At 48.6% G+C, this 24,058-nt stretch carries 20 protein-coding genes, 1 tRNA gene, 1 pseudogene and 1 riboswitch; of the genes and pseudogenes, 14 read left to right on the forward strand and 8 right to left on the reverse strand.

Translation table 11 applies throughout. The features are described from left to right. Positions 1-21: 21 nt before the first annotated feature. The 5 genes from OYT88_RS07630 to OYT88_RS07650 all read left to right on the forward strand — a co-directional run bounded on the left by OYT88_RS07630 (position 22) and on the right by OYT88_RS07650 (position 6,648). Positions 22-387 carry a hypothetical protein gene (locus tag OYT88_RS07630; RefSeq protein ID WP_274399068.1) on the forward strand — a complete coding sequence of 122 codons (366 nt, stop codon included), beginning with the start codon at positions 22-24 and terminating at the stop codon, positions 385-387. Between the two features lie 147 nt (positions 388-534). Beyond that, positions 535-1,227 carry a ribose 5-phosphate isomerase A gene (gene rpiA, locus OYT88_RS07635; RefSeq protein WP_274399070.1) on the forward strand — a complete coding sequence of 231 codons (693 nt, stop codon included), beginning with the start codon at positions 535-537 and terminating at the stop codon, positions 1,225-1,227. A gap of 215 nt (positions 1,228-1,442) precedes the next feature. Continuing rightward, entirely contained in the window at positions 1,443-2,939 is a 1,497-nt protein-coding gene (locus OYT88_RS07640; RefSeq protein WP_274399072.1) for an aldehyde dehydrogenase family protein, read from the forward strand. Positions 2,940-3,463: 524 nt separating this feature from the next. Next, complete coding sequence (locus tag OYT88_RS07645; protein ID WP_274399074.1) at positions 3,464-4,930, forward strand: ArnT family glycosyltransferase; 1,467 nt, start codon at positions 3,464-3,466, stop codon at positions 4,928-4,930. Positions 4,931-5,097: 167 nt separating this feature from the next. Next, positions 5,098-5,203: riboswitch (SAM riboswitch) on the forward strand. A 137-nt stretch (positions 5,204-5,340) separates the two neighbouring features. Continuing rightward, positions 5,341-6,648 carry an O-acetylhomoserine aminocarboxypropyltransferase/cysteine synthase family protein gene (locus OYT88_RS07650; protein ID WP_274399075.1) on the forward strand — a complete coding sequence of 436 codons (1,308 nt, stop codon included), beginning with the start codon at positions 5,341-5,343 and terminating at the stop codon, positions 6,646-6,648. 115 nt (positions 6,649-6,763) lie between these two features. On the opposite strand, the gene OYT88_RS07655 is transcribed toward OYT88_RS07650, so the two are convergent. The 3 genes and pseudogenes from OYT88_RS07655 to OYT88_RS07665 form a co-directional block, all read right to left on the reverse strand. Continuing rightward, complete coding sequence (locus OYT88_RS07655) at positions 6,764-7,960, reverse strand: NAD(P)/FAD-dependent oxidoreductase (protein WP_274399077.1); 1,197 nt, start codon at positions 7,958-7,960, stop codon at positions 6,764-6,766. Between the two features lie 302 nt (positions 7,961-8,262). Beyond that, a tRNA-Glu gene (locus tag OYT88_RS07660) sits at positions 8,263-8,334 on the reverse strand. A gap of 235 nt (positions 8,335-8,569) precedes the next feature. Further along, positions 8,570-9,037 (reverse strand): annotated as a pseudogene (locus tag OYT88_RS07665) (plasmid recombination protein); the annotation flags it as partial. Between the two features lie 1,415 nt (positions 9,038-10,452). Here OYT88_RS07665 and OYT88_RS07670 point away from each other — a divergent pair. Beyond that, complete coding sequence (locus OYT88_RS07670) at positions 10,453-10,653, forward strand: hypothetical protein (RefSeq protein ID WP_274399079.1); 201 nt, start codon at positions 10,453-10,455, stop codon at positions 10,651-10,653. Positions 10,654-11,541: 888 nt separating this feature from the next. Beyond that, a complete protein-coding gene (locus OYT88_RS07675; RefSeq protein ID WP_274399207.1) occupies positions 11,542-11,691 on the forward strand; it encodes a group II intron maturase-specific domain-containing protein in 150 nt (49 codons plus the stop codon). Positions 11,692-11,790: 99 nt separating this feature from the next. Here OYT88_RS07675 and OYT88_RS07680 read toward each other — a convergent pair whose 3' ends face one another. From OYT88_RS07680 to OYT88_RS07690, 3 genes are all read right to left on the reverse strand, one after another. Then, positions 11,791-12,987, reverse strand: coding sequence for a phosphopentomutase (locus tag OYT88_RS07680; protein ID WP_274399080.1), 1,197 nt, complete (start codon positions 12,985-12,987; stop codon positions 11,791-11,793). Between the two features lie 257 nt (positions 12,988-13,244). Further along, on the reverse strand, positions 13,245-14,198 hold the full coding sequence (locus OYT88_RS07685; RefSeq protein WP_274399082.1) for a ketopantoate reductase family protein: 954 nt from the start codon (positions 14,196-14,198) through the stop codon (positions 13,245-13,247). Between the two features lie 399 nt (positions 14,199-14,597). Then, positions 14,598-15,623, reverse strand: coding sequence for an NAD(P)-dependent oxidoreductase (locus OYT88_RS07690; RefSeq protein ID WP_274399084.1), 1,026 nt, complete (start codon positions 15,621-15,623; stop codon positions 14,598-14,600). A gap of 478 nt (positions 15,624-16,101) precedes the next feature. Here OYT88_RS07690 and OYT88_RS07695 point away from each other — a divergent pair, with 478 nt between their 5' ends. The 3 genes from OYT88_RS07695 to OYT88_RS07705 are packed head-to-tail and all read left to right on the forward strand — an operon-like array spanning position 16,102 to position 18,614. After that, a complete protein-coding gene (locus OYT88_RS07695; RefSeq protein WP_274399085.1) occupies positions 16,102-17,367 on the forward strand; it encodes a nucleotide sugar dehydrogenase in 1,266 nt (421 codons plus the stop codon). Positions 17,368-17,386: 19 nt separating this feature from the next. Continuing rightward, positions 17,387-18,385, forward strand: coding sequence for an NAD-dependent epimerase/dehydratase family protein (locus OYT88_RS07700; protein WP_274399086.1), 999 nt, complete (start codon positions 17,387-17,389; stop codon positions 18,383-18,385). Further along, the gene (locus OYT88_RS07705) at positions 18,363-18,614 is read left to right on the forward strand and encodes a hypothetical protein (protein WP_274399087.1); all 252 of its coding nucleotides are present in this window, start codon (positions 18,363-18,365) and stop codon (positions 18,612-18,614) included. Before OYT88_RS07700 ends, OYT88_RS07705 begins: the two co-directional genes overlap by 23 nt. Positions 18,615-18,985: 371 nt before the next feature. Here the strand turns inward: OYT88_RS07705 and OYT88_RS07710 are convergent, their stop codons facing one another. Continuing rightward, entirely contained in the window at positions 18,986-19,366 is a 381-nt protein-coding gene (locus tag OYT88_RS07710; protein ID WP_274399089.1) for a DUF4183 domain-containing protein, read from the reverse strand. Positions 19,367-19,539: 173 nt separating this feature from the next. On the opposite strand from OYT88_RS07710, the gene OYT88_RS07715 reads away from it, so the two are divergent. The 4 genes from OYT88_RS07715 (at position 19,540) to OYT88_RS07730 (ending at position 23,135) form a co-directional block, all read left to right on the forward strand. Beyond that, entirely contained in the window at positions 19,540-19,902 is a 363-nt protein-coding gene (locus tag OYT88_RS07715) for a DUF4183 domain-containing protein (protein ID WP_274399091.1), read from the forward strand. A gap of 151 nt (positions 19,903-20,053) precedes the next feature. Beyond that, positions 20,054-21,277 carry a glycosyltransferase family 4 protein gene (locus tag OYT88_RS07720; RefSeq protein WP_274399092.1) on the forward strand — a complete coding sequence of 408 codons (1,224 nt, stop codon included), beginning with the start codon at positions 20,054-20,056 and terminating at the stop codon, positions 21,275-21,277. A 4-nt stretch (positions 21,278-21,281) separates the two neighbouring features. Next, the gene (locus tag OYT88_RS07725) at positions 21,282-21,941 is read left to right on the forward strand and encodes a hypothetical protein (protein ID WP_274399094.1); all 660 of its coding nucleotides are present in this window, start codon (positions 21,282-21,284) and stop codon (positions 21,939-21,941) included. 252 nt (positions 21,942-22,193) lie between these two features. Continuing rightward, a complete protein-coding gene (locus tag OYT88_RS07730) occupies positions 22,194-23,135 on the forward strand; it encodes an NAD-dependent epimerase/dehydratase family protein (protein ID WP_274399095.1) in 942 nt (313 codons plus the stop codon). A gap of 137 nt (positions 23,136-23,272) precedes the next feature. Here the strand turns inward: OYT88_RS07730 and OYT88_RS07735 are convergent, their stop codons facing one another. Further along, positions 23,273-24,049: an outer membrane protein assembly factor BamD gene (locus tag OYT88_RS07735; RefSeq protein WP_274399096.1), complete on the reverse strand. Its 777-nt coding sequence runs from the start codon at positions 24,047-24,049 to the stop codon at positions 23,273-23,275. Positions 24,050-24,058 lie beyond the last annotated feature (9 nt).

Here is a 24,058-nt window from a genome sequence, read left to right on the forward strand (position 1 = left end):
CGTGGCTGGGAGATTTATCAATTGCTGTACCTGATTTATCTTCGATCAGCTGCTGATTGTCGGTTCCGGGCGATGGGGGCGATGGGTTCGGTTGATCCGAGCCGTTTATCGGTCGCTGTGTGCCCCGTATCGGTCGTCGCACCCCGTTTATCGACCCTTTCAGGAAGTTTATCGGTCATTCCGAGCCGTTTATCGGTCGCTGTATGCCCCGTATCGGTCGTCGCACCCCGTTTATCGGTCATTTCAGGAAGTTTATCGGTCGTCCCGGGGAGTCGATCGGTTGTGGCAGAAGTTTATCGATCGCGGCACGCTCTTCGTCTTTCGAAAGAGCGGCGGTCTCAGGAAAAGTCGATCATCAATTGGCGGCACAGCGGGACAATAAGCTAAAGAATGCTCGTATTCCATCATTCTTTCAGACAGCAGTATGGGCGTTCGAAAATTGTTTGACAGGGCTGGGGGAGGAAGGTACGTTTAAATGGAATACGTACCTATTTGGTTTAGCAAAAACACGCAATACTGCGGGAGATGATCGGGATGAGTGAAAACATGATCAAAAAAGACTGTGCGCGGGAAGCATTAAAACTGATCCGCGCCCGCATGATCATCGGTTTGGGCGGTGGAAGCACGATCGGCTACCTGATCGATTTTCTTGGGAGTGCAAAAGATCTTCGCGTTAAAATTGTGACCCCTTCCCTAGAAACCGAACTGCGATGTCTGGAAAACGGACTGAATGTGCTGCATACCGGGACGGTCGATCACATTGATCTCGCTTTTGACGGCTGCGATCAGGTGGACAGACAGCTCCATGCGCTGAAAAGCGGAGGCGGCATCCACACCAAAGAAAAATTAATTGCCTCAATGGCCGACGAGTATATTTTGCTCGTGGATGAATCGAAAGTTGCAGACAGGCTGACCTTTGAGCAGCCCGTCGTTTTGGAAATTCTGCAGGACGCGGCGGCTTACGTCAAAAGAAGAGCGGCCGAACTGGGCGGCAGGCCGGTGATGCGCAAGAGCGCGGCAAAGGACGGTTTTACGGTGAGCGATAACGGCCATCTGCTGATGGATGTCTTTTTTAAACAGGTGGACGACATCGAGACGCTTGAGCGGGATTTAAAGGCGATCAGCGGTGTGATCGATACTTCTCTTTTCACAAATGTCGTGTCCCGGGCGCTTGTTGCCGGCAGCACCGGCGTGCAATGGCTCTTGAAAAACCGGCCGGTCCGGTGAAAACACTGCTTCCGACGGCCGCTGCCGTGTCCATTACAAGTCTTGTCAGAGCGTGGGGAAACGATCCCGTTATCTCTTTGAATCCGGCCGCTGATTCGTGCAATAAGCCGTTCATTTGAAAAAATGAGCGTTTTCATTTTGTTTTTTAACCATTGTATTTATAATTAAATTGTAACAAATAATTCATTTTCCTACACAGGAAGGGAGATTGATTTATGAGCGTACCAGAATCAGTATTGAACCAATCAGTTGACTCTGAGTATAAACTTTACATTGGTGGAAAGTGGGTTGACGGTTCGCATAATAAGAAGCTGACAAGCTATAATCCAAGCAATGGAGAAAAGCTCACTGAATTTATCGATGCCAGCCATGAAGATGTCGACGCCGCTGTGAAAGCGGCTACAAAGGCATTTGAAACATGGAAAAGCGTCGGCGTTCAGGAAAGAAGCACGATCTTGCTCAAGATTGCCGATCTGATTGACGCAAATGCCGACCACCTGGCACTTGTCGAAACTCTGGATAACGGCAAGCCTTTGAGAGAAACGAAAAATATCGACGTTCCGGCAAGCTCGGACCATTTCCGTTATTTTGCCGGAGTGATTCGTTCTGAAGAGGGCACGGCCAAGGCACTCGACGAGAATACGCTGACGATTAATCTGAAAGAACCGATCGGCGTCGTCGGTCAGATTGTCCCGTGGAACTTTCCTCTGCTGATGGCTGCCTGGAAGATTGCGCCGGCAATCGCTGCGGGCAACACGGTCGTCATTCATCCCTCCTCATCGACATCGCTCAGCCTGCTGGAATTGGCCAAACTGCTTGACCAGGCTCTTCCGGCCGGCGTCGTAAATGTCGTAACAGGCAGAGGCTCCGATTCCGGCGATTACATGCTCCATCATCCGGGTTTTGCAAAGCTGGCTTTTACGGGTTCAACTGAAGTCGGCTACAAAGTCGCTGCGGCCGCAGCCGATAAATTGATTCCGGCAACTCTTGAACTCGGCGGGAAATCGGCGAACATCTTCTTTGACGACGCACCGTGGGACAAAGCGATCGAAGGCGCTCAGCTCGGTATCCTGTTCAACCAGGGCCAGGTTTGCTGCGCAGGCTCCCGCTTGTTTGTCCAGGAAGGTATCTATGACAAATTCGTCGCGGCCCTGAAAGACGCCTTTGAAAAGGTCAAAGTCGGTCTTCCATGGGAGGACGGCGTTCAGATGGGCGCTCAGGTCAACGAACGCCAGCTGGACAAGATTCTGAACTATGTCAAAATCGGCGAAGATGAAGGAGCGAAGCTGGTTACCGGCGGCAACAAGCTGACAAAGGACGGCCTCGATAAGGGCGTGTTCTTGGCTCCGACCATTCTCGCCGACGCGAAGAACGATATGCGCATTGCTCAGGAAGAAATCTTCGGACCGGTAGCAACTGTCATAAAGTTTAAAGACGCCGATGATGCAATTAAGCTGGCCAATCAATCGGAATACGGACTTGGCGGCGCCGTATGGACGAGCAACCTCAATACGGCCCTCCGCGTAGCACGCGGCGTAAGAACCGGACGCATGTGGGTTAACACATACAATCAGCTGCCGGCAGGTGCTCCGTTCGGCGGTTACAAAAAATCCGGTATCGGCCGCGAAACGTATAAGAGTATCCTTGATGCCTATACACAGACGAAGAACATCTTTATCAGCACAAAAGAAACGGTGGACGGCCTGTATTAATCTAAACATTTCGGCCAAAAGGGCAGGAATACGAAGCCCTTTGTCCGTCGGGAGACGAGCGTGTTTTACGCTCGTCTCTTTTTTAATTTTTAGTGGAAGCGCCGCGCTCTGCGCTCTGTCCGGCATGAGGCTGCCCCTTCTCCCCGCAGCGGCGGCTTCGTCGCGCGCCAGGAGCCCGGCAAAGCGGGCTTTCCAGTCATTCCTTCTCTCATTTACAATATCTTCACACGCGGAACTGAGTGGAAGTGCCCGATAAAAGCGTTAAAATGCGAATAATATACATGTTTTTGCGTGATCCGGCCGAAATTCGAACAGTTATGTTCCTTGCCGGATTCGTGAGAAAAGACCCTGTCTGCATCAACATCCCGTCGGCGGCCGGCAATGGCTTATCACCGATGCGATCTCAAAAATATCTTCGGCAATCAGCCATTCGTACCGGTATGAACCCTATCCGGTTACACGATAATATATGAGAAGAACAGCTTGCTGTCTATTTAAGAATAAACAAGAAAAGGGAGTTATTCATGGACCGCGTATCAAAATTTAATAAGCCGACTGTCATTTATTTGCTGACGATGGCAGTTCTTTTTGTGGTTGCCATTTATAACCTGTTCTATCACCTGGGCAGTTTTCCGTTCGCCAGTTACGATGAATCACGCCATGGGGCCAGCGCATATGAAATGCTGCAGAGCGGCAATTATCTTGTCAATACATATATGCACCACACGGACTATTGGAATCTGAAACCGCCGCTCAGCTTCTGGAGCATCATGCTCGGCTATAAAATCGCCGGTTTTAACGCTCTGGGGCTGCGGCTCGCCTCCGCTGTCTGCGCCCTTCTGACAATTGTTATGGTGGCCGCCTTCACATTGAAAAAGCACGGAAAACTTGCCTCGGCTATATCCGCGCTCGTTCTGATCACGTGCATCCAGTTCTTAACAAACCACAGTGCCCGAACCGGAGACCCGGATTCTCTTTACGTTTTTCTGTTCACGGCGGCGATTCTGGCTCTGCTGCTTTCAGGGAAAAACAACAGATGGATCTATGTTTCGGGACTGGGTTTTTCGCTTGCTTTTTTAACAAAAAGCTGGCATTCGTTTAACATCGCAGCCATTATCGGAATTTATCTGATTTTTTCAGGTAAATATAAATCGTTTTCATTTAAAAACTGGTTTCTGCTGGCATTGAGCATGTTTGCGCCGATCATGGTCTGGGCCGTCTTCCGATATCAATATGACGGCCTGGCTTTCTTCAAAGGGATGGTCACCTACGACTTGCTGACCCGATCCACGAGGACAATTGAAGGGCACATCGGGGGCTGGCTCTATTACGCCGGAATCATTTCCCATTTTTTTATTTATTGGCTTGCCGTCCTGTACGGACTGATCCTCGTTTTTCTAAGCAAACGATTTTCTTTTCAATCAATCAGAAAGCTGAAACCCGAAGAACGGGCCTACTGGATCGGAATGATCGCATGGATTATTGTGCCTTTAATCTTCTTCAGCCTGGTAAAAACAAAAATAAGATGGTATATTCTCCCGATTTATCCTGCGCTGTCCATCGTGATCGCCATTTTCTCCGCCCGGCTTTTGCAGAGCGGAAGATGGATGCTGAAAATCTTTCTGCTGGCTTCCGTACTGCTTGTTTCCGTTTCCTATGAACTGAAAATTAACAACTACCTAACCCATATCCATCCCAGCGTGCAGCTGGAGCTGATTCAGAAACTGCGCGGAGTGGACGGGATTAAAGGCGACAGTCTGTTTTACTACAACAGAAAAAAAGTATGGCCGCAGAATGCGGTTTTAGAGGGGGAGCTGATCCGCGACCTGCATGCAAACAAAGGAAATTTCAATGAATTTTTACGGACAGACAAGGCCTTGCTTTTAGTACAAAAAAAATATTACACGCCAAAATTGATGAAGGCTAATCGCTTAAAGATCATGGTATCCAATCCGTGGGGTTTCATCGTTTATAAATACAAAAGATTTTAGGTGCCTTTTGATTGCCGATATCCGCAGCCGGCCGGCGGAAGCAGGAATTTCATCAGCGATGTGTTTTCCGACCGGGCAATGTTAAATTCGATTAAATATATTAAAATACTTGTATTTAAATATTGACAAAAACAAATCAAGGCGTTAGAATTATCACAATTAAATAAATCTTATCAAGAGTGGCGGAGGGACTGGCCCTGCGAAGCCCGACAACCAGCACGTCTGAGTGTGTATGGTGTTAATTCCAGCAGATTAAATTCTGGCAGATAAGAAAAGAATCGGCTAAAAGGCTGCTTTCCTTTTTTTCTCCAGGAAAGCAGCCTTTTCACGTGCAGCTCTTTCCAATCTGTAACTCTTTCCGATCTAAGATTTTATTTAATTAAAAATTAAGGGTATAGGGAGAGATCGAAATGGCTGAAGAAGAAAGGCATTATGGTTTCGAAACATTGCAGGTTCACGCGGGGCAGGTTCCAGATCTAACGACACAGTCGCGCGCTGTGCCGATTTATCAGACAACCTCTTATGTTTTCAAAGACGCCGATCAGGCGGCGGATTTTTTTCAGCTGAAAAAGCCGGGCAACGTTTACGGCCGGATCATGAATCCGACTGAAGATGTCTTTGAAAAACGGGTCGCCGAACTGGAAGGCGGATCGGCAGCGCTGGCCACCTCTTCGGGGCTTGCAGCCATTCTATATTCCATTTTGAATGTCGCAAACGCCGGCGACAATATCGTTTCCGCCGAGGCGCTCTACGGCGGGACCTATGAATTGTTCAATGTGACACTCAGGAAACTGGGCATTGATGTCATTTTCGTTGATCAGGATGATCCGGAAAACTTCCGGAAGGCAATCAATGACCGTACTAAAGCACTTTACGGCGAGACGCTGGGCAATCCGAAAATCAACGTGTTTGATACCGAAGCCATTGCCAAAATCGCTCATGAAAACGGGATTCCGCTGATCATCGACAATACGTTCGGCACACCGTACCTGAACCGGCCGATCGATTGGGGCGCCGACGTGGTGGTCCATTCCGCGACAAAGTTCATCGGCGGTCACGGTACAACGATCGGCGGCGTACTGGTTGACGGAGGAAAATTCGACTGGGCGGCAAGCGGCAAATTCCCCGATTTTACGACACCTGACGAAAGCTATGGCGGCCTCGTCTACGCTGATCTGGCCCCTGCCTCCTTCGCAACAAAAGCGCGCGTTCAGCTGCTGCGCAACACGGGCGCAACCCTCGCTCCGCAAAGTGCCTTCTACTTCCTGCAGGGACTGGAATCCCTGTCCGTCCGCGTAGAACGCCACGTTGAGAACGCACGCAAAGTCGTCAAGTTCCTGAAAAACCATCCGAAGGTCACATGGGTCAATTATCCGGAACTCGAAGACAGCCCATATCGTGAGCTTTCGAAAAAATATTTTCCGAAGGGTCCCGGCTCCATCTTCACGTTCGGCGTCAAGGGCGGCCTGGAAGCCGGCAAAACACTGATCAATAACGTGAAACTGTTCTCCCTCCTCGCCAATGTCGGCGATGCAAAATCGCTGATTATCCACCCGGCCAGCACGACACATGCCGAACTGAATGAAGAGGCACAGGCTAAAGCGGGAATTACGCCGGATCTGATTCGTCTTTCCATCGGCATTGAAACGATTGACGACATTATTTACGATCTCGACCAGGCGCTGGCTAAAATCCCTGCAACGGTAGGCAGCAAGTAATCAAAGAGAATAAAGCCGTCTCAAAAACATGGGGGATTGTTCAGAATAAGAGAGCCCTCCGGAACCGCCAAAGTTCCGGAGGGCTTTTTTTATCAGGCAGCCGATCGCGTCTGCTTTATTTGCTGAGGCCGAACCTGCCTTTTTTCAGCATGGTTTCCAGGCCGCCGATTTTGACAAGCGACCGATTTTCAATGATTTTCTTCATGAAAAAGGCCGGATACCCCTTAAGATTCTGGCCCATCACTTGACCGACCGCGTCTTTTCTGCCAAGCGAGCAGACCGTTCCTTTGGATTTATAGATGAAGTTTTTCAATGTGTGCCCTTCGGCCAGTGCCTTCAGGTTATAAGCAGCGTAATCCGCCTGCATTATGGCAATCTGCGCCGTCGTCGGGTAAGGCCGGCCGCTGTCCGGATCAATGACCGCGGAACAGTCGCCGATGATTAGAATATCCGGGTAGCCGGGGACCGTCAGATCTCCATTGACCTGGACCCGGCCCCGCCGCTGTCTGAATCCGGAAGCCGCGATGATGGAACTGCCGCGGACTCCGCCGCCCCAGACAAATGTTCCGGCATGAATCGCATGCAGTTCATCGCCGTTTTTATAATAAACCTGATCCGGCAGCACCCGAACGACACGGCCGGTAACAAATTCTACGCCGCGGGCGCTGAGCTTGCTTGTTCCGTAACCGGCCAGTTTACGATCAAACATCGGCAGCACGGTCGATTCGATACAGACAACACGCACCTTGCTCCCGTCCACATGATAGCGCCGGATCAGTTTTGGCAGACGCTCTGTCAGCTCACCGAGAAATTCGAAGCTGGTAAATCCGGCTCCGCCGACAGCAATGGTCAGCCGTTCGTCCTTATGATCTTCCGCCCATTTGGAAAATTGTTCTTCTATGTGGCGGCGAATGCTCTGCACGGAGGGAATATCGGAAATCGCCAAAGCATATTCTTCAATACCCTGAATGCCGAACGTCTCCGATTCAAATCCAAGGCTGATTAAAAGAAAGTCATAGGAAAGCGGCCCGCCTTGTTTCAAAATCACCTTTTTCCCTTCCCGATCAACCCGAAGCACTGTGTCTTGGACGAACGTTGCCTGTTCTCTGTCGATAACGAAGGAAATCGGATAGCAGATTTTCTCCGCATTGGTCGTCCCCGCGGCCACTTCATGCAGCGATGTTACTTCACAATGGTAGTCATTTTTATTAATGATAACAATATCTGCATTCGGATGAAATTCCTGCAGCCTTTTCAAAGTTCTCAAACCGCCGTAACCTGCCCCAAGAATAACAATTCTTTTTTTTCTCAAAACGGTTCATCCCCTTCATTAATTAAAAATGTGATCATTAATGATTGCTCATTGAAACAATAACAATCCCTTGTCACAAAATGTTCACACTATCTCTACCTTTATTTTAGCCTTGTGTGGAAGCGTTTTCAACTCAATTTATAAAAAAATGTGATTTATATCATATCATTTTCGATTCCATGTAAAAAAGCCTCTCTGCATGATTTTTCCATCACACAAAGAGACCTTAAACTGAAAATAAATAACGATCCGCAGCAGAACGTTTCCAATCGTTTAATGAAAGGTTCCGATACGATAGCTAAGAGGGCGTACGGGAATTGAACCCGCGATCATGGAATGAGAATCCATTGGCTTAACCACTTGCCCAACGCCCTATAAAAAACATGCCTGTCCACAAATTTCTTCGCGACATGAACCGTTCAACACGAAGAATATTGTACCATATTAAAAAGAATCATTTCAAGTGTTTTTTTCGAAACGGGGCCTTTTCTGCACCATTAAGGTCAGTATGTTTTTGTGAACCTGAATATTTCTCCCGCCTATCTGAACGATGATCATGGAATCCAGATGCCCATTCTTCGATTGCCCCTTCTGGACCGCAAAGCCCTGCTACTGCAGATACTCCGGTAATTCCGCCTGCAGCTTTTTCAATTCCCGACGGTCAAGCAGACGCTTCGCCGACAGCTTATGATCGCTTGTAATCGGCACCACGCCTAAATGCATATGCGGCGGCGTTTCATCCATATGTACCTGCGCATAGGACGCATTGTCCGCCCCATAACGCGTTTTTAAAGGAATCCGTCACTGTCCTGAAATAATCCCGTTTGCCATCCGCAGGAACGGGAAAGGCCTCAGCCCCTTCGTCCAAATACGCCTTCTGTTCCTTCAATTCCGGCCTGTCGAATAATTCCGTACTGGCACTGATGAACTGTAGATTCGTACCGCATCTTTCCGAATGGCCCGGTTTGTCTCCACCCCTTCAGCAACCTGAGCATTGATTTTCTCCGGATACGAGATCTTCTCCGCGTTCGCCAAGTCATAGTTCAAATAGGACCACTCCGGATGAATATCCTTGTTTGCATGATTTCTCGTTGATTATGTCATTGCAGTCCTCTGAGATTTCCGAACGTGTACTTTTCCATATGACAGATCACAAAAGCCATGAACGAGCACCTCTTTTTCGGCCAAGCTTTCATGTAAAGTATAGGTACAATATACTTCACTACGTGAAGCTTGCGTTCTGGCAAGGCTTTCGCGGCTTTGCCGCGCTTATCTTCGGCAAGAAAAAAGAAGCCAGCCCAATGCTGCTACAAAGAACATTTTTTCAAAATACCCAATCTATTAGGTCCGAATAACATTTGAAAAAAATAAAAACTATGTAACAGGATTCGACCATTTTTTAAATAGCATTTGGCCTTTGATTCTAAGCGATTATTACTTGCTCATAAAAAAATATGTCGAATTATTTATCTGGATTATTCAGGCATCAAAAATTATTATCATAATATATCAAGGAGTTAGTGAGTCCTTTTACAAACTGGTGATAATTAGAAATAATACTATTTTTTATAATATAAGAGAATATTACCCATTTTTAAGATCCTTTTTTTAGTCATTTCATCTTTTTCAATTGTTGGTACTGTATCTGCTCATTCGAGGATAGTTGGCAAATAAGGAGTATCCATAACTCATGGCTATGTATGTGTCAGTTTTAATTCTCTAACGACAAAAAGAATTTTAAATGTGCTAGATAGTGCAAGTGGGTTTTCAGGAGCAGTTGATGGTGTCACTGCTATTGTTCGGGAAGAACATATTGCATCATTATCGCCTTATTTAGGAGTCATAGCGGGTGCCTTATTCCTAGATAGGTGGCCAATAAAATGAATATCAAACAATGGGAAATATGGAATAAGTTTTTACTGGATACGTTATGCACACATCCTTGTTCCATGGAGAAACGGCTGATATAAGGGAGAATTATTTTATGTCGATTGATAGGCTCATAGTTGTATTGGCAATAGTAATATTTATATTAGATTTTATATCTAAACTCTTTTTTCATCAGAATTCTGAATATGGTACCTTTATAGGCTTAATGTTACTAAGCACTGCAGTTATAAGAGTAATCGATAACAAAAACAAAAAGTAATAGTAAGTTATGTATGACCTCTTCTTAGATACAAGACAATTCCGTAGGTAGTAGAAAAAAATAATTACAACCAACCTTTGAAGGGTGATTTGCGTAATTAAGAGCCTTATTTTGATATCAAAGAGGAAGCAATACTATTTTCCCTAATAGACGCCGATGACGAAATAAAAGCGTTAGAAGAAGATGGATATAATTGTATTAAAGTGAGCTGGGAGTTAATAAAAAGTCAATTGCGCAGTAGTGCCCAATTCATCTTATGACAAGAATGCGGGAACTCGAGGTACAGAAAAAAAGCCTGTATTAGCTACAGATAAATATTATCTTAATTAGGCAGGTGGATCCGATGAAAATAATTTTTTCAAATACTTTTTATTATATAGTTATTGGTACTTTAGCTGCCGTATGGGCACTCTCTAAATTTGTGTTTAAATTTGATTCATCAATTACTGATAAGGTCCTTTTCGTTGAGGTTGTGCTTGCTTTAATACTAGTATTTTGTGGAGATTATTGGAAAAGGGAAAATGCTAAAAAAAGAGAAAACTGAAACATTCTCGATGAAAATTTTTAACTTTATTTTAAAAATTGTACTATCCCTCGTTATCGTAGCAACACTTATATTTCCATCCTTTTATGCGCTCGTTTCAAAATCACACATATATCCAGTAATTCTGCTTGCATGCCTACTGTACGTAGCTTTTTCAAAAAGATGATATTTTAACAAGCATCCTAAAAAAGGATGCTTGTTAGCATATCACGCGGCATGGGCTATAACTTGGCGGCGAAAGTCCCCCGCAGGCCGTAGCAGTCGGAACTACTAGTTGAGGACAAGGGTATCCTGTGAGAGAGAATCTGAAGAAAGCTCAAAGCAAAGTACTGGGCTGATGTACAAGAGCCAGCTATAAGGCTGACCGTCATGGATAAGGCTGCTGTACAAACCAAAGTCCGATACCACTCGAAATATCCGCAGTAAAGCTGACCGCCAGAAAAGGAGAGGCCTGGAAGGCCAAAAGCAATCCGGAGCGCGCAGTACCGCTTCTGGCGAAAGTACGGTTGAGAGTAGCCCCTTCTAGTCCTGTCCCGAAATAACCCTGAATAAAGCCTACCTTCGGGTCAGGCGTAATAAAGATGCGGCAGGAATTGACGGGATGACTATAGAAGGAATTACTGTCCTATCTAAAGGAACATCGGGAAGAATTATTAGCATCGCTGCGCAACGGAACCTATAAACCAGCCCCGGTAAAGCGCGTAGAAATAAGAAATTCTCAAACCGGATGGTTCCAAACGCAGACTTGACATACCAACAGTTGTCGATCGGATGATCCAACAGGGCTGCGGCCCAAGCCATGATGCCAACGTTTGAAAGGGTGTTCTCAGATCACAGCTTTGGCTTCAGGCCGACCGCAGCGCCCATGATGCGATTCGTCAAGTGGTGATGCTCTGCAACCGGGGATGCAGTCTTGAGGCTCTTTTAGGAGAAATCCGGCTGAAAATGAGGGGTTGGCTCCAGTACTACGGCATCGGACAGATGAGGACCTTCATCCAAGCGCTGGATGAAGGTCTCCGTTCGAGAATTCGTCAATAAATCTGGAAATCGTGGAAGAAAATAAAAACCCGGCTTAAGCAACTCCGGAAATTAGGAATATCTAAAACACATACGGTATCCGCTTCGGCCGTTCTCGTTTCAGGTTAGTTGGTTAAGAAAACTTATCCCCGTTTTCGTCATATCGACAACGAAATTATCTGCAACCGTGGCGCCGATATCGGCGAACGTCTGCCGAACCGGCAAGGGTCGGCCGTCCCCCGCAAACTTCGGAGAATAGACAAGCAGCGGAACATATTCCCGGGTATGGTCCGTTCCCCGGAACCCCGGATCATTGCCGTGATCGGCCGTAATCATCAAGAGATCCTCCGTCCTTAGTTTCGGCAGCGCCTGCCCCAGCCGGCGGTCAAACGCTTCGAGCGCCCGGCCGAAAAGCACCGGTTCGCGCCGGTGTCCGTATTTTGCATCGAAATCGACCAGATTGGTGAAAGAAAGCCCGTGAAAATCGCGATCAAGCACCTGGTTAAACTTATCCATGCCGTCATCGTTGCTGACTGTATGCCATCCTTGCGAAATGCCGTGGCCGCTGAAAATATCGTTGATTTTTCCAATCGCCAGTGAATCGAAGCCGGCTTTTTTCAGATGATCCATCACCGTTTCTTCAGGAGGTTCGAGCGTCAGGTCGCGGCGGTCCGCCGTCCGTTCGAAATTGTCGGCGCGATCGCCGATGTACGGCCGCGCGATGACGCGTCCGAGGCGGTATGGTTCGGCGATCGTCAGTCTGCGGCTGTACTCGCAGATATCATAGAGTTCCCGGAGAGGAATGACTTTCTCGTGCGCGGCAATCTGCAGAACCGAGTCGCCCGATGTATATACAATCAATTCCCCGGTTTTCATCTGCCGCTCGCCGAACTTTCTGATGATCTCCGTTCCGCTTGCCGGTTTGTTCCAAAGCACTTTACGCCCGCTGTACGATTCAATTTTTTTGATCAGCGCGTCGGGAAATCCATTCGGAAAGGTGTGCAGGGGAGTCATCACCGGCAGGCCCATCATCTCCCAGTGCCCGTCCATACTGTCCTTTCCGGCAGATATTTCGTGCATTTTCGTATAATAGGCGGCAGGATGCTCCTGAACCGCCACCCCTTGCAGCGGTTTGTCCGGCCGGATATTCGAAAGTCCCAGCTTCTCCAGATGCGGCACATGCAGCCCGCCGATCGCCTCCGCAGTATGCCCGAGTGTGTCGCATCCTTCGTCGCCGTATTTTCCCGCATCGGATGCCTCGCCGATCCCTACCGAATCCAGCACAATGATGTGAATCCGCTTAAATTTTTCAGACATACCCCCGCCTCCTGTTTGATAACAACAAAATTCCGGCTCCGCCGCCTGTATATATTGATGCAGCAGCAGTTTAATCAATGTTATTTTACCACATTCGGCGGAAAAGCTATCCCTCCTTTGAAATCGGGAACATGCACCGGAATTCAAAAATCATTTAACACCCTTTTAACTCACTGAAAAGGCGCAAAAAAGCTCCGAAACTTCAGCGGCGGAATATCGCCGCAAAGGCTCCGGAGCTCTCCGAACCGGCCGTACCTTTACTCATTCTGGTATTGTCTTGAAGCTTCCTTGAGATGGACCAGATCGACAAGCAGTGAATGATAGGGAGCCTGCAGCCCGTGTTTTTCAGCGAGCCGGACAACGGCGCCGTTGATATAGTCGACTTCTGTCGGCCGGTCCGTGGTCATGTCCTGATGCATGGACGGGTAGTGCAGCGGGTTAGCCACCTTTGATACATACATGACCTGCTCGACCAGTTCATCGCGGCCCATTTCCATTTGAATGCCTTCGGCGTCCAGGGCATCATACGCTTCGTAGATCAGTCTTTGCGACATCACTTCCGCATTTTTGTACGCAGCGAACTGCCCCATCTTGATATTCATTAATGTACACAGCGTATTGACGACGGAGTTAAAAACGAGTTTGGTCCAGACGGTTCCTTTATAATCCGTCCGGACAGCCGGGTGCATGAGCGCCTTTTCCATTTCATCGGCAACTTTATAGATGAAAGCGTCCGGCTCGCCTTCCATTTTTACAATATTTACATGTCCCGTACCGCGTTTCCCGATAAAATCCACCTTCCCGGGGCCTTTCATAACGGTTGCAATCATCGCCGTCCCGGCTATAATTTTCTTTTTGTCGACAAATTGAGCAATGTCTTCGGCACCCCCATAGCCGTTCTGGTTCGTCAGAACGTACGTATTCTTGCCGATAAAATGCTTGCAGCGTTCCATGATCTCAATCGTGTGCATGTCTTTAATAAAAAAGATGACAAGTTCCGGCTGATCGTGGTACTCTTCCGGATAACAGACTTTGATCTCAACTCTGTGCGGATCCTCTCCGTCCCGGGTGACCTCCACGCCGTGATTTTTCCGAATCGCTTCCACGTTCGGCTCCCATGTATCGACAAACTGCACGTCGTTCCCCGCTTCCTGCAGCAGAACGCCGTACCTCAATCCCATTGCACCGGCACCAACGACTACGATCTTCATCCTTTTTCGTCTCCTTTTTGTTCTATATATAGCATAATCTGTAAAACCGGAGGAACACAGAAGCGGTTAGCAAAAGCCTCATCCAGATCATACTGAATGGGGCTTTCCCGCAAAGTCCCGCAGCGAAACGGAAGGCTCAGACAAACATTGATTCGGCCAACGTCTGCCGAGCCCTAATGAAGCATACCGAATCCCTTTTCGTTTCTCCGCACACGGAACATATTTAAGATCCTTTCAATAAAAACAAAAGATTTTGACAAGTGTCATTATTTTACTTGATTAAGTTATTAAAGTCAATGTGAAATAATAACGTTCAGCCAGCAAAAATGAGCAATAAAAAACGGCCCCGCCAGTATCCCCGGCAAGACCGTTTTTTCATTCCGAATCAAACGAATCGTTTTATTTTACGGCCACTTCAGGCAGCTTGACTTCCGCTCTGCCCAAATCTTTACCGTTAATTGCTGCATCGAAATTGTCAAAACTTGTCGAAATCATGTTGGAAACCGCTTCGTCCGTCATCGCCGCAACATGAGGCGTAATCAGTACTTTCGGATAAAGCTCGACGAGTTCCTTGATCGTTGCATCAGGGAACGCACTGCCGTCCGAGAAGTCCTTGCCGAAGAAGCGTGCTTCATCGGTCAGCACGTCTGCGCCGAAACCGTCCAGCTTGCCGCTCTTAATAGCCTTAATGACAGCCGCTTCATCAACCAATTCGCCGCGGGCGGTGTTGATCAGGATCGCGCCGTCTTTCATTTTACCGATAAAATCTTCACTGACAAAATTTTCGTTCTTGCCGGGGAAGTAAGGAAGGTGCAGGCTGACAATATCGGACTCGGCAAGCAGTGCGTCCAGTTCTTTGAATTCTACCAGTTTCTTGGCGAAGTCGCTTTGGAAAATATCATAGCCGAGCAGCTTGGCGCCGAGGCCTTTATAAAGTTCGGCTTCCACACAGCCGATATGGCCTGTGCCGACGATGCCGACCGTGCTTTTGCGAATTTCATGGCTGAACATCGTTTCCGTCACCTGAAAATTCAGCTTTGCCGTTCTGCCCGTCGTATAAACTGTGTGGCGGGACAGGGACAGGCCGAGCGAAACCGCCAGTTCCGCAATCGCATTCGGTGAATAAGCAGGAACACGGGCCACCTTCATACCAAAATCAGCAGCAGCCTGCAGATCGATATGGTTGAAGCCCGCCGTACGCGTAAATACATATTTAATGCCGAATTCTTTAAATTTTTTCAGATTTGCACGATCAGCCAGGCAGTTAACAAACAGAAGCACACCATCATGACCCTTTGCCAGATCGCCGTTATCCGCCGTGAGCAGATCATTGACCAGAGTCAGCTCATAGCCGTACTTGTTCAATTCACCATACAAGTGTTCTTCATAAGGTTCAACGCCATATGCAATGATTTTAAAAGCCATGCTGAAACATCCTCCTAAAAATGATTTTTGCTTCCTCATTCCGGTCATGAGACTACCAACCTGTTTCTCTCGTCTGTGAAAAAATAAATTTCGTGATAACTTTCACAAGAAAAGTAAAATCAAGTATCAGATGCCTTGCCATTGATCCGCTTTTCTTACTTTTCCCTTGCCGGAGAAAAATATCATGAAATCTTTTTTCATGTCAAAATTATATCATTGCTTTAATTGAACTACAATCAACTTGAGTGCCGAAAAAATGATTTTTTTGTGAATATCTTCGCAATATCATTTCACACCTCCTTTGCCCATCTCCGGCCCGATCGGATAATATATGAATACCCGGCGGACGGCTTCACCAAACCTGACCGGCGGCCGGGGCCCGCACATTCAGATTATTCCATAACCCTCTATCATACGTCCATACCATCCGCTTTCTCCTTCATATCCTATTTTACGTAAGCATAAAGGAGGAACAGAGATGCAAAAGAGAGAGCAGCGATCAATCGCTGTCATCGGTCTGGGATTCGTCGGGTTACCCTTATGCCAGCTGTTTCTGCAAAACGGGTACACTGTCCACGGGATCGATGTGGACGAGGCGAAATTGAAGGGTATCCGCACGGGTAACAGCAACAATCCGGACGTCGACGGCCATTTTATACAGCAAACCATCCGGGAAAACCGTTTTTTCCTTCATCATACAGGTAAGGGCATTGCCGGGACCGAAGCCGTCTTTATCTGCGTGCCGACACCGCTGACCGGCAGCGGTAATCCGGAGCTGATCTTTGTCAAAAAAGCAGTTGAAAGCATTTTGCCGCATCTGGAAGCCGGGCAGCTCATCTGTCTGGAAAGCACAACCTATCCCGGAACCACGGACGAATTAATCCTGCCCCGGCTTGAAGAAAAAGGATGGACAGTCGGCAAAGACATTTTTCTCGCCTATTCCCCGGAACGGATCAACCCCGGCAGCCATATTCCGCTGAAAAAAATTCCAAAAGTTGTCGGCGGGACCACTCCGCAATGCCTCGGCAGAATCAGTGCCATCTACCGCAGCGTTTTTGACGAAGTATTCGAAGTTTCCTCAACACGTGCGGCGGAGATGACAAAAATTCTGGAAAATACGCAGCGTTTTATCAATATTTCTTTCATCAACGACTTTGCCATTCTTTGTGAAAAAATGAATATTGATGTATACGAAGTGATCGAAGCGGCAAGCACCAAGCCGTACGGCTTTTCCCGCTACACGCCTTCGGCAGGAATCGGCGGCCATTGCATTCCGATCGACCCGCTCTATCTGTCCTGGAAGGCGAAAGAATACAACCATGAGACGCCTTTCATCCATACGGCAGACGCGGTCAACAAAAAGATGCCGCAGTATGTCACGACTAAAATCAAAAACTTGCTTAAAGGCGGAAAAACCGTTTCGCCGCCGTCGATTCTGCTGGTCGGCGTCGCCTATAAAAAAGATATCGGCGACGTCCGGGAGTCTCCCGCGATTCCGATCATTCGATTATTAGTGAAAGACGGTTTCCATGTCGACTATTATGATCCCTTTGTGCCCTCCCTGACTGTCGATTCCACGGAATATGTTTCGATCGATCGATCCGCGCTCGCCTCCGTGCATTACGATCTGGCGGTTGTCATCACGGATCACAGCACAACACCTTATGAAACCATTAAGTCGCATATTCCGGTTGTCATCGACACAAAACAGCTTTTTCTCCCCGCTTCAGGCACAAGATCATGAAAAAAGGAGCGACAAATGGATGAAGAAGATACTCATTACGGGAGGCGCCGGTTTCATCGGTTCCCATCTCGCCGAATATTTGCTTAAAAAAGGTTATTTCGTAACCGTCGTCGATAATTTATCCAATGGAACGACGGCCTATTTAAAAGATGTGCTCGGCCATCCGTCTTTCGCCTATCATCAGGGATCCGTCCTTGACCGGGAACTGATGGACCGGCTGATCAAAGATCATGATGCGGTCTACCACATGGCAGCCGTCCTCGGCGTGAAAAACACGGTGGACGATCCGCTCAAAGTGATCGAAGGAAACATTGACGGCACACGGATGATTCTGAAGCTGGCCGATCATTATCAAAAAAAAGTCATCTTCGCCTCGACATCGGAAATATACGGAAAAAATCCCCGGCTCCCCTACGCGGAGGATTCGGACCGTCTGCTCGGCGATCCGTCGATTCATCGCTGGTGCTACGCGACGGCGAAAGCACTGGATGAGCACCTCTGCTTCGGCTACGCCAAAAAAGGCCTTCCGGTAACCGTGGTCCGGTTCTTTAATGTTTACGGCCCGCGTCAGACCTATTCGGCATACGGCGGAGTCATCCCGATTTTTATCACAAAGGCGCTGAGCGGAAAACCGCTCCCGATCTTTGGAGACGGCAATCAGGTCCGCAGCTTCGGCTACGTCGGCGATGTTGTTAAGGGACTGGAAGCCGCGCTGAGCCCCGCAGCCGATCATCAGGCGATTAATCTCGGCGCACGTGAGCCGATGACGATCAGCGAACTGGCGAAAAAAATTGCTGCGCTGACCGGCAGTGAAGCCGGTTTTGAATATATCCCCTATCAAAAAGCGTACGGCGATGGATTTGAGGAAATTCCTGCCCGGATTCCTTCGCTGGATAAGGCCGGGAAACTGCTTAACTACACGGCGGCCACTCCATTTGCGACGGGGCTGAAGGAGACCATCGACTGGTACCGTATGCGGATCGCAAAGGCCCATCATGACGAGCTCGCGAAGCATTGATCCGGAACAACCGTCGGCTAATCAAAATGCCAGGGCCGATGAAGCGCTTATCCGATCGGACAGAGAACGGCTGCAGTCGCTGCTCGTACTGTCATTTTGCCTTGGAGAACAGTGTTCAGGCATCCGGTTGAAAGACTTTGTCAAACTGCTCATTATTTTATTCTATCTGTATGCTTTCGCCGGCATTGAAAATGCCGGTGAAAACGACAGGCCCGGGTCGGATTGTTAAATCCTGCCCGGGTTTTTCATTGTTCCGCACCGGCCGGAAAGGGCCGGGCCTGTCCATCTGCCCGAAACGCTTTATTCCCGGATGCACGATAAAGGTTATCCATAGCCGCTGCTATGGATAACCTTTATCTTTTCAAAAGCATTTTTCAGCAGTGAAAGCCTGCCGATCGGCAGGCTTTCAGGCGAAGCCGGAGACTGAGCCGCGGCGGCCGGGACGGCTCCCCGCGGGATGATGCGGCGCTTATGTCCGGCCGCTTATATGATTGATATATATCCGCTTAATTCCATGCTTTCCCTCATGTCAATAAACGCCGGCCTTGCCTTGTAATTTCCTCGCTCTTCCCCGTTTCATATCCGTTCCGCACGGCAGGACTATTGATCCGAGCCGGATTTAAAAACGGGATCGTAGTTGATGACTTCTGCAATAATCGGCGTGCCCTTAGCAATATCCGAACCGCCGGGAACGGTGATCATCAAGTTGCCGACACCCGTTTCACCCGCTGTATAGGCAAAATTATCGTCCATCTGTATCACGCCGTTAATATAGACGTTCAGATAACTGTTATTCAGATTTAACGGCGGAAGGGATTCTACGGTTTCACCCGAGTCATCGAAAAATTTAGCCGTGTCGATTTTTACAATCGTCCGTTCGGCAATCGGCTCTTCCAGTTCATAGAAAAAACGGGTAATGGTCGGAGAGAGCACGATCTCCGGAGCTGAAGAAAATACGGGTTTGATAATTTTGAGGCCCACCACATTTCCCCCTTTTTTAATGTTCCATACAACATATGCAGAAATGAAGGAACGGTCATTGGCAAACAAACGCCTGACAAAAGATAAGAAATGAACCCAGCGGCAACTCACGTTATCCCGGATTCCTTATATATTATTAACGACGATACAATGATTTCAGGGAGCGTATGCAAATGAGACACAACGATTATGAAACGGGGGATCGTACATCCTCTATTCCCCGTCCCTTCCTTTCCTATCCGCGGACCGGGCAGGGGCAGGCCCGTTTATTTATCACCCCCCTGAAAGCCGTGACGACCGAATTTTACACCGTGTCCGATGGCCGGAAAAGGGTGTACACGGAAAAAGATGCCATGGAGGGCTACGGGATTCAGCGAATTTTAAGTTCCGATGAGGTGTCCTACACGAATCTTTTCATCAACGGCATTCTGCAATCCAGGCTGAGTTACACTGTTGAAACCGGAAAACTGAAATTAAAAACGGAGGATGTGCCCGAGAAGGGGACGCCTATTATTCTGCAGATGATAACACTCTAACCGCCCGGAGAAGCTGCGGCGCTGGCCGGTCCGGTCAGCGTTTTCATCAATGATGGCAACAATTCCGCCTGATCTCGGATAGCCGCCTACACGATTATTGCCGCCTCATAATACAGTTAGAGTACAGACCTTCATGGGAGAGATGCAGACTATGAAAATATTGCTGGCTACCTACTGGCCGATTCCGCACGTAGGCGGCGTTTGGACCTATATGTCCCAATTGAAAACGAAACTGGAATCATACGGACATGAAGTCGATTTACTTGGCTATGACGAAGCAAACATCAACGTTACGATGCTCAGCAAAGGGCAGGTGATCGAAAGGGACAAAATAATTCCGCTGATCAACGCCAACCTGACTCCGGATAACTACCCGGCCATGTATGCCAATTTTCTTGTCAAATGGACTGAATTTCAACGGTACGTCTATGAATTGAGCGCGGCCTATTTCGGCATAAACGATTACGACATCATTCATACGCAGGATGTCTTATCGACGGTCGGGATCAGCCGGATCAAAAATAGGGGGATTCCGCTCGTAGCAACACTTCACGGCTCCGTTGCCCACGAAATCAGGCGCCAGCTGCTGACCATCCACAAGTCGGACACCTCGTACATGGCCCGGGCCTATTACGATGATCTGGAGCGCGCCGGGGCTGTCGCCGCCGACACGACCATTGTCTGCAACCAGTGGCTGCGGAATGTCCTGACCGGGGAATTCAATGTTCCCGATCAGCAGCTTAAGGTGCTGCACTACGGATTCGACACCGAAAATTTTCTGCGCAGGATGAAGGAAAAGACATCGGTGGAACGTCCCAAAGATAAAAAAGTGATCATCTACACCGGGAGGCTGGTGGAGCTTAAAGGGCTCAATTATCTTCTGTCCGCGCTCGGTGAATTAAAGAAAGTAAGAAACGACTGGGAATGCTGGATTGTCGGGAGCGGTGAAAAAGAAGCAGAATTGCAGAACCAGTCTTTTTCTCTCGGTCTGACCGATTCTGTGCGCTTTCTCGGAAAAAGAAACGACGTCCCGGCTCTGCTCGCCCATTCCGATATACTCGTTCTCCCGACACTGATTGAAAATCAGCCGCTTTCGGTCATTGAAGCACAGATAGCCGGTAAAGCGATTATCGCCAGCGATGTCGGCGGTGTGCCGGAAATTATCAAACACGGAGTGACAGGGCTGCTTACTCCGCCCAAAGACATTCAAATGCTTAGCAGCCAGATCAACCTCCTGCTTTCAGACGATCGCTTCCGGAAAAAGCTGGGCTCCAATGCCAAAAGATGGGGCATGACCCACTGGTCGATGGATAAAGGCGTCAAAAAACTGATAGATGTTTACCAGCATGCCATCTATCGTAAGAAAATGGGGTGAGGAAATGAGTCATTTCATCGATTCGATTAAATATCTGATCTTTCTCTTCTGCTGGAAAATCGCCGGTTTCTGGAAAAAATTATGGTCCCGGAAAAAAAGCGAAACGGACGCAGTCCTGTCCGATCAGCAAGCTGAAATCGTTTTAATAAATATAGATCAATACCGTTCTTTATTTGCGGCCCCTACCGCTCATCCCGAAATCTTCATGCCGAAACCCGTCTTTGAAAAAATCATCCGTACACTGCCCGCTAACTATGTGATCCCCGACCTGGCCGCCCTGAAAAAAGTGATCGAAGCGTATCATCGGCCGCCCGCACCTGAAATACAGCGGTTTTCAGAAGGCCTGGCCGCCGATTACCGGGTACTGGAAAAAATCAAGTCGTCTCTGCCTGCCGATTACATTTTTCCATTACCTGTGAACTTAAAAACGAATCAGCCCGCCCAGCCGGCGATCAGCGCCATCAGCACTATTCCCGCCGGTGCTTTCCCTGCAGCCGACCCGGATCAGGCGGTCCATACCGACACCGGAATTCCCGGCCTGATAACGCTGACTATCCCTGCAGCCCCTGCCGAAACGCTTTCAAATCAGAAAATCATGAAGCCCGTGTCCGGCCAGGAGAACGCCGGTTCCGCCGACGACTACAAATTTGTCTTTCTGAAATAAAGGGAGGACGATCCGGGACCGGCAAAGTATCTCTTTGATTTTTAATGACGGACCCTCATACCGTGAAATAAAGCGGGCGATACCGGGGTAAATTCAAACCGGGTTCTGATTATTCACACTTATTGGCAGCAAGTCATTTACTGATAATTCTCTGCCGATCACTATTGAATCACGGGCTATTTACTGTCGATTGTTCCGGATATTCTGCGCAGGTTTTTTATATAGAGTGAATAGAAAATGAGGAGGGAAACCGTGAAAGCTGTCGTAACCGGCGGAGCCGGATTTATAGGTTCTCATCTTGTCGACGGTTTGATTGCCAGAGGCGATGAGGTGCATATTATTGATAATTTAAGATCGGGACGGCTGGAAAATGTTCATCCGCAAGCGGTTATTCATATCGAGGACGTTACCGGCGCAAAAGCCGGAGCGCTTATTTTACAGATCAAGCCCGATGTTGTCTTTCACTTGGCCGCCCAGGCCGATGTCACGACATCGGTTCTGGATCCTGGGCTTGACGAGACGATCAATATCAGCGGAACCATCCGTGTACTGGAAGCCTGCCGGCTCGCCCGCGTAAAAAAGATTATTTTCGCTTCCACCTCCGCCGTATACGGCGACATTCGAAAAAGCCCGGTCTCAGAAACAGACCGGACTGCACCGATTTCTTATTACGGCCTGTCCAAACAGACGGCTGAATCTTACATCCGTCTCTACCGGCGATTTTATCAGCTTCCCTACACAATCCTCAGATACGGCAATGTCTACGGACCGAGACAGGTAGCCAAAGGCGAAGGCGGAGTCGTAGCCGTTTTCCTGAATAAGCTTCGAAAGAACGAACCTTTGAAAATTTTTGGAGACGGCGAACAGACACGCGATTTCGTTTATGTCAGAGACATCGTCCGCGCCAATATCGCGGCAATCGATAAAGGAGATGGCGAAACTATTCATGTCAGTACCGCGCAAAGCACATCCCTTAATCAGCTCATCGAAATCCTGCGCCGCCTACACGGTTCTCCGATTAAAACAGAGTATGACGATGCCAAACCGGGAGACATCAGGCACAGCTGTCTGAATAACCGCAAGGCCGGACAGCTTCTCGGCTTTGCCCCGTCCTTCAGCGTCCCGGAAGGGCTGCGCGAGACTTATACAGCCGAGACGGCGCACGGTGCCTCCCGTCGCGGCAGACAGCCGTAACCCATTTCCCGCCCCCATAAGACGGCCGATGATCATCCGAAAAAAGAATGACGGGCCGTGAATTAAAACGGCTGTCCGTACTTGTTAAAATGGGAACATACAAAACCGCGCCCTGCACGCAGACTTTGCCGATCCGTTTAATTCACATATTTATACGTATTGCTGATCATATCCAGCTTCGCGATTTTACCGCTCGCTTTGTAGTAGCGGAAAAATCCGATCGCAGGAGCCGTGTTGGGATCCGCCGCGCTGTCGTTTTGGTGATTTTCCCGCAGCTCAATCGAGTAGTAGGCACCATCATTCGTCGTATCGATATAAACCTGATCCGGCGAATATCCGGCGGCTTTGATCACTGCCGCTTCCGCCTCTGCCTGAGTGACCGTGTGAACACTGCTGCCCGGCTGAGACGAACCGGAAACCGCGCTGCTTCCGCCGGAATCCGCCGACTGCGCGGCAGACGCCCCGGCCTGTCCGCCCGCGGACGTGCCGGAGCTGCCCGAAACGGATTCGGCGGCCGGCTGCGGTTTGATTGCCGCAGTCGAGCCCGTCGCCTGCTCATCTTTAAGTGCCCTATTCTTGATTTCCTGAGCTTGAATCAGCACTGCGTGATCGACGGACGGCCGATCAATTAACTGGCCGGCTGAATCAATGGCTCCGATCAAATCTCCCTTTTTCAGCGATGCTTCGGCAGACTTAAGAGCCTGCGTCTCCGCAAGCAGGGCCGTTGCCTGCTTGTCAGCCTTTTTATCCGCCAAAGCTGTTTCAAAAGCCGTCGCCGCGTGATCATAATTGCCGGCAGTCACTGCGTTTAAACCTTCTTTCATCGCCTGATTGTAAGCTGTATTTGCCCCGCTTCCGCATGCAGCAAGCATGAGTATCGCGGTCAAAATGACAGCTGTCATAACTTTTTTCATAGCGGCCTC

It is taken from the genome of Sporolactobacillus sp. CQH2019, from assembly GCF_028765345.1.
GTDB lineage: Bacteria > Bacillota > Bacilli > Bacillales > Sporolactobacillaceae > Sporolactobacillus.

Coding starts and splice junctions, on each gene's coding strand:
- rpiA (WP_274399070.1), top strand. CDS start 535: ATGAGTGAAAACATGATCAAAAAAGACTGTGCGCGGGAAGCATTAAAA.
- OYT88_RS07640 (WP_274399072.1), top strand. CDS start 1,443: ATGAGCGTACCAGAATCAGTATTGAACCAATCAGTTGACTCTGAGTAT.
- OYT88_RS07645 (WP_274399074.1), top strand. CDS start 3,464: ATGGACCGCGTATCAAAATTTAATAAGCCGACTGTCATTTATTTGCTG.
- OYT88_RS07650 (WP_274399075.1), top strand. CDS start 5,341: ATGGCTGAAGAAGAAAGGCATTATGGTTTCGAAACATTGCAGGTTCAC.
- OYT88_RS07670 (WP_274399079.1), top strand. CDS start 10,453: ATGAAAATAATTTTTTCAAATACTTTTTATTATATAGTTATTGGTACT.
- OYT88_RS07675 (WP_274399207.1), top strand. CDS start 11,542: ATGCTCTGCAACCGGGGATGCAGTCTTGAGGCTCTTTTAGGAGAAATC.
- OYT88_RS07680 (WP_274399080.1), bottom strand. CDS start 12,987: ATGTCTGAAAAATTTAAGCGGATTCACATCATTGTGCTGGATTCGGTA.
- OYT88_RS07685 (WP_274399082.1), bottom strand. CDS start 14,198: ATGAAGATCGTAGTCGTTGGTGCCGGTGCAATGGGATTGAGGTACGGC.
- OYT88_RS07690 (WP_274399084.1), bottom strand. CDS start 15,623: ATGGCTTTTAAAATCATTGCATATGGCGTTGAACCTTATGAAGAACAC.
- OYT88_RS07695 (WP_274399085.1), top strand. CDS start 16,102: ATGCAAAAGAGAGAGCAGCGATCAATCGCTGTCATCGGTCTGGGATTC.
- OYT88_RS07700 (WP_274399086.1), top strand. CDS start 17,387: ATGAAGAAGATACTCATTACGGGAGGCGCCGGTTTCATCGGTTCCCAT.
- OYT88_RS07705 (WP_274399087.1), top strand. CDS start 18,363: ATGACGAGCTCGCGAAGCATTGATCCGGAACAACCGTCGGCTAATCAA.
- OYT88_RS07715 (WP_274399091.1), top strand. CDS start 19,540: ATGAGACACAACGATTATGAAACGGGGGATCGTACATCCTCTATTCCC.
- OYT88_RS07720 (WP_274399092.1), top strand. CDS start 20,054: ATGAAAATATTGCTGGCTACCTACTGGCCGATTCCGCACGTAGGCGGC.
- OYT88_RS07725 (WP_274399094.1), top strand. CDS start 21,282: ATGAGTCATTTCATCGATTCGATTAAATATCTGATCTTTCTCTTCTGC.
- OYT88_RS07735 (WP_274399096.1), bottom strand. CDS start 24,049: ATGAAAAAAGTTATGACAGCTGTCATTTTGACCGCGATACTCATGCTT.